Origin of the sequence: Janthinobacterium svalbardense, from assembly GCF_002327145.1 — a bacterium.
In the GTDB taxonomy this organism is placed as follows: domain Bacteria; phylum Pseudomonadota; class Gammaproteobacteria; order Burkholderiales; family Burkholderiaceae_D; genus Janthinobacterium; species Janthinobacterium tructae.
Genome location: NZ_CP023422.1, coordinates 5,220,966 through 5,236,232 on the forward strand (window position 1 = coordinate 5,220,966; position 15,267 = coordinate 5,236,232).

At 62.1% G+C, this 15,267-nt stretch carries 16 protein-coding genes; 15 read left to right on the top strand and 1 reads right to left on the bottom strand.

Annotated elements, in window-relative coordinates:
- The first annotated feature begins 101 nt into the window (after positions 1–101).
- From CNX70_RS23210 to CNX70_RS23250, 9 genes are all read left to right on the top strand, one after another.
- The gene (locus tag CNX70_RS23210) at positions 102–1,673 is read left to right on the top strand and encodes a diguanylate cyclase (protein ID WP_096237455.1); all 1,572 of its coding nucleotides are present in this window, start codon (positions 102–104) and stop codon (positions 1,671–1,673) included.
- Positions 1,674–2,041: 368 nt separating this feature from the next.
- Positions 2,042–3,490: a flagellin gene (locus tag CNX70_RS23215; protein WP_096237456.1), complete on the top strand. Its 1,449-nt coding sequence runs from the start codon at positions 2,042–2,044 to the stop codon at positions 3,488–3,490.
- A 93-nt stretch (positions 3,491–3,583) separates the two neighbouring features.
- Positions 3,584–3,961, top strand: coding sequence for a flagellar protein FlaG (locus CNX70_RS23220; RefSeq protein WP_096237458.1), 378 nt, complete (start codon positions 3,584–3,586; stop codon positions 3,959–3,961).
- Between the two features lie 120 nt (positions 3,962–4,081).
- The gene (gene fliD / locus CNX70_RS23225; RefSeq protein WP_157751254.1) at positions 4,082–6,082 is read left to right on the top strand and encodes a flagellar filament capping protein FliD; all 2,001 of its coding nucleotides are present in this window, start codon (positions 4,082–4,084) and stop codon (positions 6,080–6,082) included.
- Positions 6,083–6,112: 30 nt separating this feature from the next.
- Positions 6,113–6,568, top strand: a complete 456-nt coding sequence (gene fliS, locus CNX70_RS23230; protein WP_096237462.1) for a flagellar export chaperone FliS — start codon at positions 6,113–6,115, stop codon at positions 6,566–6,568.
- A 3-nt stretch (positions 6,569–6,571) separates the two neighbouring features.
- Positions 6,572–6,898 (top strand): flagellar protein FliT, encoded by a 327-nt coding sequence (locus tag CNX70_RS23235; protein ID WP_096237464.1) that lies wholly within the window; start codon positions 6,572–6,574, stop codon positions 6,896–6,898.
- A gap of 17 nt (positions 6,899–6,915) precedes the next feature.
- The gene (gene fliK, locus CNX70_RS23240) at positions 6,916–8,103 is read left to right on the top strand and encodes a flagellar hook-length control protein FliK (RefSeq protein ID WP_096237466.1); all 1,188 of its coding nucleotides are present in this window, start codon (positions 6,916–6,918) and stop codon (positions 8,101–8,103) included.
- Positions 8,096–8,422 carry an EscU/YscU/HrcU family type III secretion system export apparatus switch protein gene (locus CNX70_RS23245; RefSeq protein WP_096238642.1) on the top strand — a complete coding sequence of 109 codons (327 nt, stop codon included), beginning with the start codon at positions 8,096–8,098 and terminating at the stop codon, positions 8,420–8,422. Before fliK ends, CNX70_RS23245 begins: the two co-directional genes overlap by 8 nt.
- Positions 8,423–8,447: 25 nt before the next feature.
- Positions 8,448–9,194, top strand: coding sequence for a flagellar brake protein (locus CNX70_RS23250; RefSeq protein WP_096237468.1), 747 nt, complete (start codon positions 8,448–8,450; stop codon positions 9,192–9,194).
- A 72-nt stretch (positions 9,195–9,266) separates the two neighbouring features.
- Here the strand turns inward: CNX70_RS23250 and fliE are convergent, their stop codons facing one another.
- Complete coding sequence (gene fliE / locus CNX70_RS23255; protein WP_243136536.1) at positions 9,267–9,569, bottom strand: flagellar hook-basal body complex protein FliE; 303 nt, start codon at positions 9,567–9,569, stop codon at positions 9,267–9,269.
- Here fliE and CNX70_RS29020 point away from each other — a divergent pair.
- The 6 genes from CNX70_RS29020 to fliJ all read left to right on the top strand — a co-directional run bounded on the left by CNX70_RS29020 (position 9,466) and on the right by fliJ (position 15,249).
- Complete coding sequence (locus CNX70_RS29020; RefSeq protein ID WP_243136610.1) at positions 9,466–9,822, top strand: hypothetical protein; 357 nt, start codon at positions 9,466–9,468, stop codon at positions 9,820–9,822. The genes fliE and CNX70_RS29020 overlap by 104 nt on opposite strands.
- Before the next feature lie 84 nt (positions 9,823–9,906).
- Positions 9,907–11,622, top strand: a complete 1,716-nt coding sequence (gene fliF, locus CNX70_RS23265; protein ID WP_096237474.1) for a flagellar basal-body MS-ring/collar protein FliF — start codon at positions 9,907–9,909, stop codon at positions 11,620–11,622.
- Complete coding sequence (gene fliG / locus CNX70_RS23270) at positions 11,615–12,613, top strand: flagellar motor switch protein FliG (protein ID WP_071075865.1); 999 nt, start codon at positions 11,615–11,617, stop codon at positions 12,611–12,613. The genes fliF and fliG overlap by 8 nt, the downstream gene beginning before the upstream one ends.
- A 43-nt stretch (positions 12,614–12,656) precedes the next feature.
- Positions 12,657–13,370 (top strand): flagellar assembly protein FliH, encoded by a 714-nt coding sequence (locus tag CNX70_RS23275; RefSeq protein ID WP_096237476.1) that lies wholly within the window; start codon positions 12,657–12,659, stop codon positions 13,368–13,370.
- An 89-nt stretch (positions 13,371–13,459) separates the two neighbouring features.
- Positions 13,460–14,776, top strand: a complete 1,317-nt coding sequence (gene fliI / locus CNX70_RS23280; protein ID WP_244199198.1) for a flagellar protein export ATPase FliI — start codon at positions 13,460–13,462, stop codon at positions 14,774–14,776.
- A 32-nt stretch (positions 14,777–14,808) separates the two neighbouring features.
- Positions 14,809–15,249: a flagellar export protein FliJ gene (gene fliJ, locus CNX70_RS23285; protein ID WP_071075863.1), complete on the top strand. Its 441-nt coding sequence runs from the start codon at positions 14,809–14,811 to the stop codon at positions 15,247–15,249.
- The last annotated feature ends 18 nt before the right edge of the window (positions 15,250–15,267 follow it).

The window sequence follows — 15,267 nt, forward strand, 5'->3', positions numbered from 1 at the left end:
TGAGAAATATCTGAAAAGGCTGTGTCTACATGTCCAGTAAATTGCCATCTTCACCAGCAAGCGCTCCCGCTGGCGCTACGCACACCGCCGCCGCTGCGGCGATGAACCCTGCCGATATCGCCCGCGAAGCGTTTCGCCGCCTGGCCACGCGCCGCATCGCCCCCACGCCCAGCGCCTACCGCGACATCTACAATGAAATCGCCGGCATCAGCGAACCGGCCGATACGCCGGGTGCGCCTGCGGCGGTGCTGGCCGCCAGCGCCCCTCAGGACGGCGGCGCGGAAAACGTCCTGACGCAGTTTGCCACCAAGATGAGCGAATCGGCGGGCGAACTGGGCGACTTTGGCCGCCGTTTCCAGCGGGCACTGAAGGCGCGCGACTGGGACAGCTATGCGCGCACCCTGGCGCAACTGGCGGAAAAACAGGTCAAGAAAGGCGGCGGCATCGAATTGCCGCCCCTGCCGGACGGCGAACAGACGCGCACCCTGCGTGAATTGCTCAGCCGCACCCTGGGCTTTGCCGTCGCCACCTTGCTGACGGGCACGCCCGCGCTGGTGGAAGAAGCCGAATCGCTGGGCGCGGCCATCAAGCTGGCGCACACGGAAGAGGCGCTGAACGAAGCGGCGCTGCGCCTGAAGCAGCTGTGCTACCAGATCGAACTGAAAAGCGGCGATACGGCCGAGCAGCAGGAATTGCTGCTGCGCCTGTTCAAGTTGCTGCTGGACAACGTCAGCCAATTGCTCGACGACGACAGCTGGCTGCGCGGCCAGGTCGATGCCGTGCAAAACCTGATCGCCGGCCCGCTCGACCAGCGCGCGCTGGAAGACGCCACGCGCAGCCTGAAGGAAGTCATCTACAAGCAAAGCCAGCTCAAGCACAGCCTGTCCGACGTCAAGCTGACGGTGAAGAACATGATGATGACCTTCATCGACCGCCTGGGGCAAGTGGCGGCGTCCACGGGCGACTTCCATGAAAAGATCGGCGGCTATTCTGAAAAGATCAGCCAGGCGGAAAATATCAGCGAATTGAACAGTGTTCTCGACGAAGTCTTGCGCGAAACGCGCATGGTGCAGAACGAAGCCCTGCGCGCACGCGACAAAATGGTGCTGGCGCGCCAGGAAGTGCAGGATGCGGAACAGCGCATCCACACCCTGGAAGCGAAGCTCCAGCATATGAGCGAACTGGTGCGGGAAGACCAGCTGACGGGCAGCCTGAACCGCCGTGGCCTGGACGATGTGTTCGAGCGCGAGACGGCCCGCTCCGACCGGCGCGGCACGCCGCTGTGCATCGCCATGCTGGACCTGGACGACTTCAAACGCCTGAACGACACCTACGGCCACCTGGCCGGCGATGCCGCGCTGAAACACCTGGTGAAGATCGTCAAGGAAACCCTGCGCTCGATGGACGTCATCGCCCGCTTCGGCGGCGAGGAATTCCTCATCCTGCTGCCGGAAACCACGGTCGAAGCGGCCTCATCGACGATGACGCGCTTGCAGCGCGAGCTGACCCGGCATTTCTTCCTGCACGACAACGAGAAAGTCTTGATCACTTTTTCCGCCGGCGTGGCCCTGCGCCTGCCCAACGAAGACCAGGCCGAGCTGGTCAAGCGCGCCGACCGCGCCATGTACCAGGCCAAGCAGACGGGCAAGAATCGGGTGGTGGTGGCCGACTGAGCGGCAACTTGCAGGCTGTCACACACCATGCCCACCTTACGGTGGGTTTTTTTTGGGCTGCGCCCGCCTTGGACGCACAGCGGCGCTGCCGCGGCCGCTATGCGCCCCCTGTGGCAATCTGAAGATACTGAACATTATTTCTTATATTTAATTATTTACAACCCTAAAGTTTCCTCAAAGCGTGCCGTTTATGCGTCCTTGCCTATGCCAACTTGAGGGGCAAAACAAAAAATATACTCGCTGTATTTCCCTAAACTTTCCATGGCCCACTCCGTTAATGAATATAACTGCGGTGTGAGTGTCCCGGAAGGCAGGGGCAGACCAAGGTACAAGGCACATAGCCAAAACATATAGCAAGGAGCTTCAAAATGGCCTCAGTCATCAATACCAATACCGCGTCACTGAATGCGCAACGCAACCTGAGCACATCGCAGTCCGCCCTGTCCACGTCATTGCAACGCCTGTCGTCGGGTTTGCGCATCAATAGCGCAAAAGACGATGCTGCTGGCCTGGCGATTTCCGAGCGTTTCACCTCGCAAATCCGCGGTCTCGATCAAGCCAAGCGCAACGCCAACGACGGCGTGTCGCTGCTGCAAACGGCCGAGGGTTCGCTGAAATCGACGGGCGACATTCTGCAACGTGTCCGCGAACTGTCAGTACAGTCGTCGAATGCCACCAACTCGGCCGGCGACCGCAAGGCGATCCAGGCTGAGGTAGGCCAGCTGCTGTCGGAAGCCGACCGCATCTCGCAAACGTCGGAATTCAACGGCTTGAAACTGCTCGACGGCTCGTTCGGCTCGGCATCGTTCCAGGTGGGCGCCAACGCTGGCCAGACCATCCAGGCCACGACTGCCAACTTCCGTACGAATAACTACGGCAACAACCAGTCGTCCGCCGCGCCTCCAGCAACCTTGGCTGGCAGCACTGCTACCGCTTACGCCGGCGGCACCTTCGACATCCAGGGCCTGAAATCGGCAACGGTCACCGCGACGACCGCCGACACCGCGCAAACGCTGGCAGCCACCATCAACGGCAAGACCGCCGATACGGGCGTGACGGCCACGGCCAAAACGGAAGAAGAAGTCAAGTTTACGCAAAATGGCGTGTATTCGCTGGCAGTCACCTCCGACAATGCCACCGCCTCGAACGTGACCTTCACGGTGGGCCAGAACAACGCGTCGGGCCTGGCATCGGCAGTAAGCGCCTTCAATGATGTATCGTCCACCACCGGCGTGACGGCCAAGCTGAACGATGCCAAGGATGGCCTGGTGCTGACCAATATTGCCGGCAACAACGTAAAGCTGGACAACAAGAGCGCAACCTCGACCTTCACGGCTGCCTCGATCGGCGCCGACGGTGCCCGGACAGCGGCTGCCACTGTTGCCGCCACCAACGGCTCCGCCGTGTCGATGGGCTATATTTCGATGAACTCCGACAAGGGTTTCTCGTTGGGCACGGTTACCGCCGGCAATGGCGTGGCCGCTGGTCCGGCGACGCTCAATGCGGTATCCAGCATCGACGTGTCGACTGTCGCGGGTTCGAACGATGCGCTGAAGATTCTCGATTCCGCCTTGGCCAGTGTCAACAGCCAGCGCGCAAGCTTCGGTGCCTTGCAGTCGCGCTTTGAAACGGCGGTGAGCAACCTGGAATCGACTTCGGAAAACCTGTCGGCATCGCGTAGCCGCATTCAGGATACCGACTTCGCATCGGAAACGGCCAAGCTGACGCGCGGCCAGATCCTGCAACAGGCTGGTACGGCAATGTTGGCCCAGGCCAACTCGCTGCCTAACGGCGTGCTGTCGCTGCTGCGCGGTTAATCTCCGCCCCGTAGTACCGTAGCTTAGCCCTCCCCGGCCGATCCAGATATTGCATCTTGATCCGCCGGGGATTTTCCGTTAGAGGACACCATCATGGATATCCAGGCAACAAACGGCCTCCCGGCCCCGCAGCAGCAGCGCACTGCGATCACCCCAGGCAGCACCACGGCCGCCAAACCGGCGGCGCCAGCAGCCACGGACAGCAAGCCCACCGGCAAGGCCGCCAGCAAGGAAGACGCGCAGTCCGAGCTGAGAGAGGTCAAGCAAGCCGTCAGTGACATCAACAAGGCGATGCAGTTCATGTCGCGCCAGCTGGAGTTTTCAGTCGATACCGACAGCGAGCGCACCATCGTCAAGGTGATCGACCAGCAAACCCGCGAGGTCATCCGCCAGATGCCCACCAAGGAAGCGCTGGAAATCGGCAAGGCGCTGGAAAAAGCACAAGGTTTGCTGATCAAGCAAACGGCGTGAAACGGCCCTGTGCCACTTCCTTCGTGGCATAGGGCAAACAGCTGGCCGAATACCCCTCTAAAGTCTGGATGGATTATGCCGTTAACCAAGTATATTCATGCATTCTCATAGGAGGTTATTGTGGCTGTCTCATCCGTCAGTACTGGTGGCGTTCTCGACGTAAATGGCCTGGTCAGTCAGCTGATGGCAGTGGAGAGCCGCCCCTTTGTTGCCATGCAGAACAAAGAGAAGGCGATTACCTCCCAAATCTCCGCCTATGGCACCCTGAGCGGCGCGGTCGGCGCGTTCCAGACCACCGTCACCGCCCTGGCCGATTCCTCCAAATACAAGGTGGCCAACGCCACCACCTCGGATGACAAGGTCCTGACCGCCACCGCAGGCAAGGACACAGTCAAAGGCAACTACAGCGTCAACGTGACCCAGCTGGCGCAGGCGCAAACCATATCCGCCGCCGGCCAGGAAAGCACCTCGACGCTGATCGGCTCGGGCGCCAGCACCGTGCTGACATTCGACTTCGGCAGCGTCACCGGCGGCACCCTGACCGACGGCAAATATACGGGCGCCACCTTCGACCTCGATGCCACCCGCGTGGCGCGCACCGTCACCATCGACGGCAGCAACAACTCGTTGCAAGGTATTCGCGACGCCATCAACAAGGCCGGCATCGGCGTGACCGCCAGCATTATTTCCGACGGTAGCGACAAACCGAACCGCCTGGTGCTGACTTCCGACAAGAGCGGCGAAACGTCGAGCATGCGCGTGTCCGTCGCCGGCGACCAGGACCTGAGCAACTTGCTGTCCTATGCGCCCAACGGCACGCAGAACATGACCCAAAGCAATGCTGGTCAAAATGCCAAGCTGACCGTCAACGGCGTGGCCATTACCAGCCAGACCAATAGCGTTGACAATGCAGTACCTGGCGTGACGATGTCGGTACTCAAGATCGGCACCAGCAGCGTCGGCGTCAGCATGGACACCTCCGGCATCAAGACGGCGCTGACCAATTTTGTCAAGGCCTACAATGACCTCAATACCACCATCACCGGCCTGACGGCCGTCACGCCCGATTTGAAACAGGGTGCGGCGCGCACCGGCGGCCCGCTGGTCGGCGATTCGACCACCAACAGCCTGCAGGCCAGCTTGCGCAAGCTGTTCGGCACCAGCGTGCCGGGCCTTGACAGCACTGTGAAGAGCCTGAGCCAGCTGGGCGTCGCTTTTCAGAAGGACGGCACCCTCAAGCTCGATACCGGCAAGATGCAAACGGCGATCGACAAGAATTCGGAAGACGTCATCAAGCTGCTGGCGACCTCGGGCTCGACCTCGGACAGCCTGGTCAGCTTCGTCAGTTCGACCAGCAATTCGACGGTCGGCACCAAGGGCATCTCGATTTCCAAGCTGGCCACGCAAGGCACCCTGGTAGGCAGCACGGCGGCCAACCTGACCATCATCGCCGGTGTCAACGACAACCTGTCGCTGAGCATCAATGGCGTCAGCACCAAGGCCACCCTGGTGCCGGGCAACTATACGGCCGACAGCCTGGTCAGCCATGTGCAGTCGCTGATCAACGGCGCCTCGGGCGTGACCGACACCACGGCCGGCGTCAAGGTAACGCAGGAAAATGGTGTGCTCAGCATCGTCTCGAACAAGTATGGCTCGTCATCGAAGCTGGAAATCACCGGCAATGGCGCCGACGACCTGTTCGGCGCGCCGACCATGACCACAGGCGTGGACGTGGCCGGCACCATTGACGGCGCGGTGGCCGTCGGCAGCGGCCAGACCCTGACCGGTTCGGCCGGTTCCGGCAGCGCCGGGATTGCCGTACTGATCAAAGGCGGCCAGCTGGGCGACCGCGGTACGGTGAATATTTCCAAGGGTATCAGCGCCTTGTTTGCTACTATTACGGATAATTACCTGGGAACGGCGGGTCTGATCCAGAACAAGAATGACGGCTTGAACAAGAGCATCGCCGATATCACCAAGCAACGCGATGCGCTCAATACGCGGCTGACCCTGACCGAGGCGCGCTTGCGCAGGCAATACAGCTCACTCGACGTCTCGCTCAGTTCGATGAACGGCACCATCAATTTTTTGACTCAGCAACTCGCTGCGCTGGCCAAGTAGAGCTAACGCATATCTACCAGAGGAATACGAATGTTTGGATCATCAAACAAAGGCGCGCAATCCTACGCCAAGGTTGGCCTGGAAACGGGCATAGGTGCCGCTTCCCCGCACAAGCTGATCGCCATGCTGTACGACGGCGCCTTGGTAGCAGTGCTGAGCGCGCAGATGCACATGAAAGCAGGCAATATCCCTGAAAAGGGCAAGTCCATTTCACGCGCCATGCAGCTGATCGACCAGGGACTGCGCGCCAGCCTGGACAAGAATGCGGGCGGCGAGATCGCCGAAAACCTCGATGCGCTGTATGAATACATGGGCGCGCGATTGCTGACGGCCAACCTGAAAAATGACCTGAGCATCCTCGAAGAGATCCAGCGCCTTCTGACCGACCTGCGCGACACCTGGAACGCCATCGGCACGCCTTCCAGCATGAATATTGCTGCTAGCGATGCATCTGCTACCCGCATCTCCAACTATGCGAGCGCCTGAGCCATGATGACCCATCAAGAAGTCCTGACCACCTATGAAACCATGCAGACCCTGACGGGCCGGATGGTGACCGCCGCCAGCAACGCCGACTGGGACGCGCTCGAAGCGCTGGAGCAGCAAGTGAGCGCACACGCGGAAGCGCTGAAAGCGAATGAAGCAAAAGTCGTGCTGGAAAGCGCCGGCCGCCAGCGCAAGGTTGCCCTGATCAAGCAGATCCTGGAAGACGACCGCAAGATCCGCGACCTGACCATGCCGTGGATGGCGCATTTGTCCAAGCTGATCAACAGCACGGGCACCGAACGGCGCCTGGCCAACGCCTACGGCGTCTAAACGCAAGCGGGGGCGCCATGTTGCCGAAGATGGATGCCATCGGCATGCCGCCCCTGACCCCGGTCAAGGGCGCGCGCCCGGCCGACGCCGTCGCCGACCCGCGCCAGGCCGAGTTCCAGCGCTCGCTGCAAGGACTGATCGGCAAATCCATGCAGGGCCAGGTGCTGGCGCGCATGGGTGATGGCAGCTACCTGGTGCGTGTGGCCGGCACGCCGGCCCGCATGCAGCTGCCCGCAGGCGCCCAGCTGGGCACGGAAATTCCCCTGACCCTGATCGGCATCAATCCCCGCCCCTCATTTCAAATCGGCAACAACCGCGACCAGCCCGCCAGCGCCCTGCTGACGTATGCCGACGCGCAGGCCGAACCCGACGCGGCCGAAGCACGGAGCTCCCAGGCCGGCGCCGCCCAAGCGGGCACGCGCGCCAGCAGCACGGCCGCCACCCTGCTCAGCCGCGCACCGCTGACGCCGGCCAATTTGCTGCCCGCCCTGGCAGGCGATACACCGGCGCCGGAACTGAGCACCACCGCGCGCGCCATCAGCAGCGTACTCAGTCAGGCTGAAAGCGTGCCCGGCGCCCCCTTGGCGCTGGTCGGCAAGACGCCGCTGATGGCCGCGCCGGGAGCCGATCCCGCCCAGCTGGCGCAAAAGCTGCGCGACACGCTCGGCAGCAGCGGCCTGTTCTATGAATCGCATGTGGCCGAATGGGCCGAAGGCAAGCGCCCGCTGGCCTCGCTGCTGCTGGAACCGCAAATGCAAAAGGCCGCGCCGGGCGAGACGCCCAGGACGGGCACCGACCTGGCCTCGGCGCAGCTGATCAATTTACAGCTGCATACGCACGAACAGGCGCGCGTGCAGTGGCAGGGCGAAGCCTGGCCGGGCCAGAAGATGCAGTGGGATATCAGCCAGGATGCACCGGAAGGACAGCAGCACGCTGGCACGCAGGGCGACGAGGAAGCGACGGCCTGGCGCAGCAATGTGCGCTTCCAGTTCCCCCTGCTGGGCGACCTGGCCGCGCACGTGGTCTTGCAGGGCGGCCGGGTGGCCATCCAGCTGCAGGCCGGCAGCGAGGCCAGCGCCGATACCTTGCGCCAGCATGCGGCGCGGCTGGAAGCGTCGCTGGACGCCGCCGGCTGGCCCCTGTCGTCATTGACGATCGCCGGCAAGCCGGAAGCGGCCGAGCCAGCGGAAACAGATGATGCTTGACGACACCAAGCGCAAGGTGCCGCAGACGGCCGTCGCCCTGGCCTACCAGAGCGGCACGCCAGCGCCCAAGGTGGTGGCCAAGGGCAGCGGCCTGATCGCGGACCAGATCATCAGCACGGCGCGCGAACACGGCGTCTTCGTGCATGAATCGAAGGAATTGGTGGCGCTGCTGATGGATGTCGACCTGGACCGCCAGATTCCGCCCGGCCTGTATCGGGCGATTGCGGAACTGCTGGCCTGGTTATATCATATTGAATCTGCGAATGGCGGACCGATCCCGCCGCCGCCCGACACCAGCATCAACCTCACCGATACATAGACAGGCATCAATGCAAGCACATATTATGGATTCCGGCCTCGAAAACTGGCATGACTTTGAAGTGGAATCGCGGCGGGAAATCGTCGCCTTGCTGCGTAGTATCAGCGAAAAGAACCAGCTGATCCGCATGCTGATCCATGGTGAATCCGATGTGTGCGTCACCTCCATCCTGGAAGTCGATGCCGACCACAATACCGTCATCCTCGACCGTTCCGTGAACGCTGACCAGAACCGGCGCATGCTGGCCGCCAAGGGTATCTCGTTTGAAACGTCGCTCGACAAGATCCGCATCCTGTTTGCCAGTGCCCAGGTGCAAGAGTGCAATTACGGCGGCACTCCCGCCTTGAAAATTGCCATTCCAGAAACATTGATCCGCCTGCAGCGGCGCGAGTATTACCGCATGACCACGCCCGTGAGCAATCCCGTGCGCGTCTCGATTCCCCTGCCGCCCTCGCTGGGCGGCGCCGACGCCCCGTTTCCGCTGGCCGACATCAGCTGCGGCGGCATCGCCATCCTGGACAATAAGCTGATACTGGGCGAGACCATCGGCAGGGACTATCCAGGTTGCCGCATCGACTTGCCTGACGTCGGCATCGTCACCGCCACCTTGCAAATTCGCAATTCGCTGGACATGACCTTGCTGAACAACAAGCTGAACCGCCGCCTGGGCTGCCAGTTCGTCGACCTGCCGCGCAGCATGCTGGCGCACGTGCAGCGCTATATCACGCGCCTCGAACGAGAACGGAATGCGCGGATGGCTGGACTCAGCTGATACCCCAGCCGAAAGCTGGGGTCAGACCCGCCGGGTCTGACCCCGGAACTTGCCTTTGGGGTAAATGAAACTTTACACCTGCATATTCATGATCTCGTGATACGCCGACACTAATTTATTGCGCACCTGCACCGTCGCCTGGAATTCGATGCTGGACTTTTGCATCGACACCATCACATCCGACAGGCTGACCTTTTCGTCGCCCATGGTAAAGCGCTGCCCCATCGCCGACGAAGCCTGTTGCGAACTGCTCACGGAGTCCAGCGCGCTCTTGAAGGCATCGGCAAAATTCACCTTCGCTGCCGGCATTTCGGTCTGGATCGCCGGTATTTTCGCCTCCGGCCGCGTGGCCGCCGACTTCAGTTGCGCGATCATCGCCTCGATCCTGCTGCTATCGATACCGCCTGTTTTCACTTTGCCTCCCGATTCTGGTCTGCTTCATATCTGTTCCATGCCTGTTGCACCCAGAGAACAAAACCCTGGCTTGCAAGGCAACGACGGGTACAATAACTTCCGTCACATGTTGCCAGGGTTCCACAATACCAGCGCCAACGCCAGCCGCTCGGCCGAGCAGGCGGCAAAAGCGCCTTCTGTTTGGACGATTGAAGCGCGTGACAGTGGCGGATAATTCTGCATATCGCCCCTCCTCCCGAGGAAGCGGCCCCCACGCACCACCGAACACCCGTCAAACCACACGCCCTGGAAGGCAATCATGGCTGTAGCCGAAGAAATCGATGTGAACCGCATACCGCCGGAACCGGCGCCTGCCCGCTCGCCCGTGGAGTCCGTGCAAGCGTTCGCCAAGACGCCGATGGGCAAGAATTTCCTGCGCGGCCTGGGTGTGGCCGCACTGATTGCCATCGGCGTGGCCCTGTACATGTGGAACCAGCCACCCGAGTACAAGGTCCTGTTTTCCAATTATACGGACCGCGACGGCGGCGCCATCACCGCGTCGCTGGACCAGCTGGGCATCAAGCACAAGTTTTCCGAAGGCGGCGGCGCCATTCTCGTGCCCACCGAGCAAGTTCACGATGCGCGCCTGAAACTGGCCGCGCAAGGCTTGCCGAAAGGCGGCAACGTGGGCTTCGAACTGATGGAAAACCAGAAGCTGGGCGTCTCGCAATTTCTGGAACAGGTCAATTTCCAGCGCGCCCTCGAAGGCGAACTGGCGAAATCGATCGAATCGGTGTCCGCCGTCGATACGGCGCGCGTCCACCTGGCCCTGCCCAAACCGTCCGTCTTCGTGCGCGAACAGCAAAAACCCACGGCTTCCGTGCTGCTGAACCTGCATCCGGGCCGCGGCCTCGATCAATTGCAGGTAAGCGCCATCGTGCACCTGGTGGCGTCCAGCGTGCCGGAATTGCTTCCAGTCAATGTCACCGTGGTCGACCAGGCCGGCAGCTTGCTGTCGAACCAGGAAAAGGACAAGGACCGCGCCAACGGCATCAAGAGCCTGGACCCGAACCAGTTAAAGTACGTGCAGCAATTGCAGCAAAGCGTGATCAAGCAAGTCGAATCGATCTTGCTGCCCATCGTCGGCGAAGGCAATGTGCGCGCCGAAGCGACGGCCGACGTGGATTTCTCGCAAAGCGAGCAGGCGGCCGAAACCTACAAGCCGAACTCGCCGCCGGAAGCGTCCACCATCCGCAGCCAGCAAACGAGCGAATCGACGGGCGCCGGCAATGCCAACCCGTCCGGCGTGCCGGGCGCCCTGTCGAACCAGCCGCCGGGCGTGGCCACGGCGCCGCTGACGGCGGAAGCGCCAGGCGCACCGGCCGGCGCAGCGACGGCGCCGAGCCAGAAAGAATCGACGACAAATTACGAAGTTGACAAGACCGTGCGCTACGAGCAGAAATCCATGGGCGGCTTGCGCCGCCTGTCGGTGGCCGTCGTCGTCAACTACCGCCGCAGCTTCGACAAGGATGGCAAGGTCACGGTCAAGCCGATTTCGCCTGCCGAAATGGTGCAGATCAATAACCTGGTCAAGGAAGCGATGGGCTACAACAAGGAGCGCGGCGACAGCTTCAGCGTGGCCAACTCGCCCTTCGACGGCATCGACCGCGCGCCGGAAGGCAAGCTGGAGTGGTGGCGCGACCCGGCCAACCTGCCGCTGGCCAAGGAACTGGCGAAATTCCTCATCACGGCCCTGATCCTGCTGTATATCTTCATCAAGATCGTGCGCCCGATGCTGCGCCCCGTGATGCGCAAGATCGACGATTTCGGCGCGCCACCGCCTGTCATCGAGCCGGAACTGGCCAAGGACGGCGCAGAAAACGAAGTTCTGCTCAGCGAAGCGGAACTGGAAGAGCTGGAAGAAGATACGGCGCGCGGTTATCGCGAAAACCTGGCGATGGCCAGGAAACTGGCACAGGACGACCCGCGCGTGGTGGCCAACATCATCAAAGCATGGATAGGCAATAATGAGTGAGACAACGGGACTGCAAAAAGCATCGATCCTGATGCTGGCACTGGGCGAGAGCGAAGCGGCCGAGGTCATGAAATTCCTCGGACCGCGCGAAGTGCTGAAACTGGGCGCCGCCATGGCCACCATGAAGGGCATCGCGCACGAGCAAGTGGTCGAGGTGCTCGACGACTTCCGCGCGCAGACGGAACTCAATTCCACCGTCGGCCTCGATTCGGACGAATACATCCGCCAGGTGCTGACCAAGGCGCTGGGCGACGACAAGGCATCCGTGCTGCTGTCGCGCATCTTGGGCGGCAAGGATGCATCCGGCATCGAATCACTGAAGTGGATGGATTCGCAATCCGTGTCCGAGCTGATCCGCAACGAACACCCGCAGATCATCGCCACCATCCTGGTCCACCTGGAACGCGACCAGGCGTGCGAAATCCTCGGCCATTTCACGGACCGCCTGCGCAACGACGTGGTCTTGCGCATCGCCACCCTGGACGGCGTGCAGCCGGCCGCCTTGCGCGAACTCAACGATGTGCTGACGAAACTGCTGTCGGGTAACGAAAACATCAAGAAATCGTCGCTGGGCGGCGTGCGCGCAGCGGCCGAGATCCTCAACTTCATGAGCGGCGAGCAGGAAGGCTCCGTCATGGACAATATCAAGAACTACGACAACGACATGGCGCAAAAGATCATGGACGAAATGTTCGTGTTCGACAACGTGATCGACATCGACGACCGCGGCATCCAGCTGCTGCTGCGCGAAGTACAGTCGGAAATGCTGATCATCGCCCTGAAAGGCGCCTCGCAAGAGCTGCGCGACAAGATCTTCAAGAACATGTCGCAGCGTGCCGGCGAGATGATGCGCGAAGATCTGGAGTCGAAAGGTCCCGTGCGCCTGTCGGAAGTGGAATCGCAGCAGAAACAGATCCTGCAAATCGTGCGCCGCCTGGCGGACGAAGGGCAGATAGTCCTGGGTGGAAAAGGCGAGGATTCGTTTGTCTAATTTAATACCCAAAGAGCAACAAACCGCTTACCAGCGCTGGGAAATGACCTCGTTTGGCGACGAGCGTCCCAGCGTTGTGGCGGCGCGCAAGCTGCTCGAACCCGATCCTGAACCCGAGTTCGACCCGGAAATGGATCCATACGGCGAGCTGTCGGAAGCAGAGCCTGCCGCGCCGCTGGAATACCCGACGCAGGAAGAACTCGACGCCATCCGCGAGGAAGCGCGCGCCACCGCCTTCGATGAGGGCCGCACCGCCGGCTATGCGGAAGGCCACGCGGCCGGACATGCCGATGGCCATGCGCAGTCGTATGCCGAAGGCAAGGCGGCGTCCGGCGTGGAACTGGCACATCTGCAAACCATCGCCGTCGACTTCGGCACGGCAGTGCACCAGGCCGATGAACTGATCGCCAACGACGTCATGGAACTGGCCTTGCAACTGGCCAAGGCCATGCTGAAGACGGCCTTGCCCGTGCGCCCAGAACTGATGCTGCCGATGGTAAGGGAAGCTATCGAATATTTGCCTGTGCTGCAACAACCGGCCTTGCTGATGCTCAATCCGGAAGATGCGCAAGTGGTGCGCAACGGCATCGGCGATGAGCTCGACAAGGGTGGCTGGCGTGTCATCGAAGACCCGTCCGTGGAACGCGGCGGTTGCAAGATCGACACGGCCAGCAACCAGATCGATGCGCAAAGCTCCACCCGCTGGCAGCGCCTGACGCATGCGCTGGGCAAGGACCTGGACTGGCTGGCGCCGTGAGCGAGCCCGTCAAAGGCCCCACGGCCCATGCGGCGCGCTGGCGCGCCTACCTGAGCGACTGTTCGGCCGTGGTCGGCTTTGTGGAACCGATGCAAATATCGGGCCGGGTCACGCGCGTGGCCGGCCTGGTGATGGAAGCGGTGGGCCTGCGCCTGGCCGTCGGCGCCGCCTGCACCGTGCCGCTGCCGAATGGCGGGCGGGTCGAGGCGGAAGTCGTGGGTTTCGAAGGCGAGCGCCTGTTTTTGATGCCGCAAAGCGACGTCGAAGGCATCGTGCCCGGCACGCGCGTGTTTTCCGTCGAACCGGCCATCCCACGTCCCGGCAGCGTGGCGCATCCGCGCCGCCGCCCCAGCGACCGCGCGCGCCACCTGCCCGTGGGACCGCAACTGCTGGGCCGCGTGCTCGATGGCGCGGGCCGCCCGCTCGACCAGCTGGGCCCGCTGCTCACGACGGACAGCGCCCCCATCAATGTGCGTCCCGCCAATCCGCTGGGCCGTGCGCCCATCGTGACCACGCTGGACGTGGGCGTGCGCTCGATCAATGCCATGCTGACCGTGGGCCGGGGCCAGCGCATGGGCCTGTTCGCCGGTTCCGGCGTGGGCAAGAGCGTGCTGCTGGGCATGATGGCCCGCTACACGGAAGCGGACGTGATCGTCGTCGGCCTGATCGGCGAACGGGGACGCGAAGTGAAGGAATTCATCGAGCAAATCCTCGGTGCGGAAGGCCTGGCCCGCTCCGTCGTCGTGGCGGCACCGGCCGACACGCCGCCGCTGATGCGCCTGCAGGGCGCCGCGTATGCGACGGCCATTGCCGAGTATTTCCGCGACCAGGGGCAAAACGTGCTGTTGATCATGGATTCACTGACCCGCTACGCCATGGCGCAGCGCGAAATCGCCCTGGCCATCGGCGAACCGCCTGCCACCAAGGGGTATCCGCCGTCCGTCTTCGCCAAGCTGCCCGTGCTGGTGGAACGGGCCGGTAATGGCGAGGAAGGCGGTGGCTCGATCACTGCCTTCTACACCGTGCTGACCGAGGGCGACGACCAGCAAGACCCGATCGCCGACTCGGCACGTGCGATTCTCGATGGCCACATCGTGCTGAACCGGCGCCTGGCCGAGGCAGGCCATTATCCCGCCATTGACATCGAGCAATCGATTTCTCGCGCCGCCCACTCGATCACCACACATGAACACCAGCAGCAGGCGCGCAAGCTGAAGCAACTGTATTCGCGCTATGAACGCAGCCGCGACCTGATCAGCGTGGGCGCCTACAGCGCCGGCACCGACCCCGTACTGGACCAGGCCATCGCCCTGCATGAAAATATCGAGGCGTTTTTGCAACAGCAAATCACCGAGCGGGTCAGCATGGACGAGAGCTTGGGGCAACTTACCGCTCTATTCGACTGATTAGGGCTTGCATGGCGGGAATATAATCAGGCATGGCTTCTCCTTCCCAACTTGCAACCCTGATCGACCTTGCCCAGCGCGAAACGGATGACTGCGCCAAGCGCCTGGGCGCAGCCCTGAAAGCGCTCGACGATTGCCGCCAGAAGCTCGACATGCTGTCCGGCTACCGCGACGATTATGCCCAACGCTTCGAGGCAAGCATGAGCAACGGCATCACGCCCATGGCTTACCGCAACTTCCAGGCCTTCATGGTCAAGCTCGACAGCGCCATCCAGGGCCAGCAGCAAGTGGTCGAGCATGCGCAAGCACGCAGCGAGAATGAAAAGATGCGCTGGCAACTGGCCGAACGCAAGCGCATGTCGTACACCACCCTGAATAACCGGGCGCAGGAACAGGCGCTGAAGCTGGAAAACAAGCGCGACCAGAAAGCAATGGATGAGCACGCGGCGCGACAAGCCTATTACAAACGCTAAGCAACACTGAGGCAGCAT

Coding starts and splice junctions, on each gene's coding strand:
- CNX70_RS23210 (WP_096237455.1), top strand. CDS start 102: ATGAACCCTGCCGATATCGCCCGCGAAGCGTTTCGCCGCCTGGCCACG.
- CNX70_RS23215 (WP_096237456.1), top strand. CDS start 2,042: ATGGCCTCAGTCATCAATACCAATACCGCGTCACTGAATGCGCAACGC.
- CNX70_RS23220 (WP_096237458.1), top strand. CDS start 3,584: ATGGATATCCAGGCAACAAACGGCCTCCCGGCCCCGCAGCAGCAGCGC.
- fliS (WP_096237462.1), top strand. CDS start 6,113: ATGTTTGGATCATCAAACAAAGGCGCGCAATCCTACGCCAAGGTTGGC.
- CNX70_RS23235 (WP_096237464.1), top strand. CDS start 6,572: ATGATGACCCATCAAGAAGTCCTGACCACCTATGAAACCATGCAGACC.
- fliK (WP_096237466.1), top strand. CDS start 6,916: ATGTTGCCGAAGATGGATGCCATCGGCATGCCGCCCCTGACCCCGGTC.
- CNX70_RS23245 (WP_096238642.1), top strand. CDS start 8,096: ATGCTTGACGACACCAAGCGCAAGGTGCCGCAGACGGCCGTCGCCCTG.
- CNX70_RS23250 (WP_096237468.1), top strand. CDS start 8,448: ATGGATTCCGGCCTCGAAAACTGGCATGACTTTGAAGTGGAATCGCGG.
- fliE (WP_243136536.1), bottom strand. CDS start 9,569: ATGATCGCGCAACTGAAGTCGGCGGCCACGCGGCCGGAGGCGAAAATA.
- fliF (WP_096237474.1), top strand. CDS start 9,907: ATGGCTGTAGCCGAAGAAATCGATGTGAACCGCATACCGCCGGAACCG.
- fliG (WP_071075865.1), top strand. CDS start 11,615: ATGAGTGAGACAACGGGACTGCAAAAAGCATCGATCCTGATGCTGGCA.
- CNX70_RS23275 (WP_096237476.1), top strand. CDS start 12,657: ATGACCTCGTTTGGCGACGAGCGTCCCAGCGTTGTGGCGGCGCGCAAG.
- fliI (WP_244199198.1), top strand. CDS start 13,460: ATGCAAATATCGGGCCGGGTCACGCGCGTGGCCGGCCTGGTGATGGAA.
- fliJ (WP_071075863.1), top strand. CDS start 14,809: ATGGCTTCTCCTTCCCAACTTGCAACCCTGATCGACCTTGCCCAGCGC.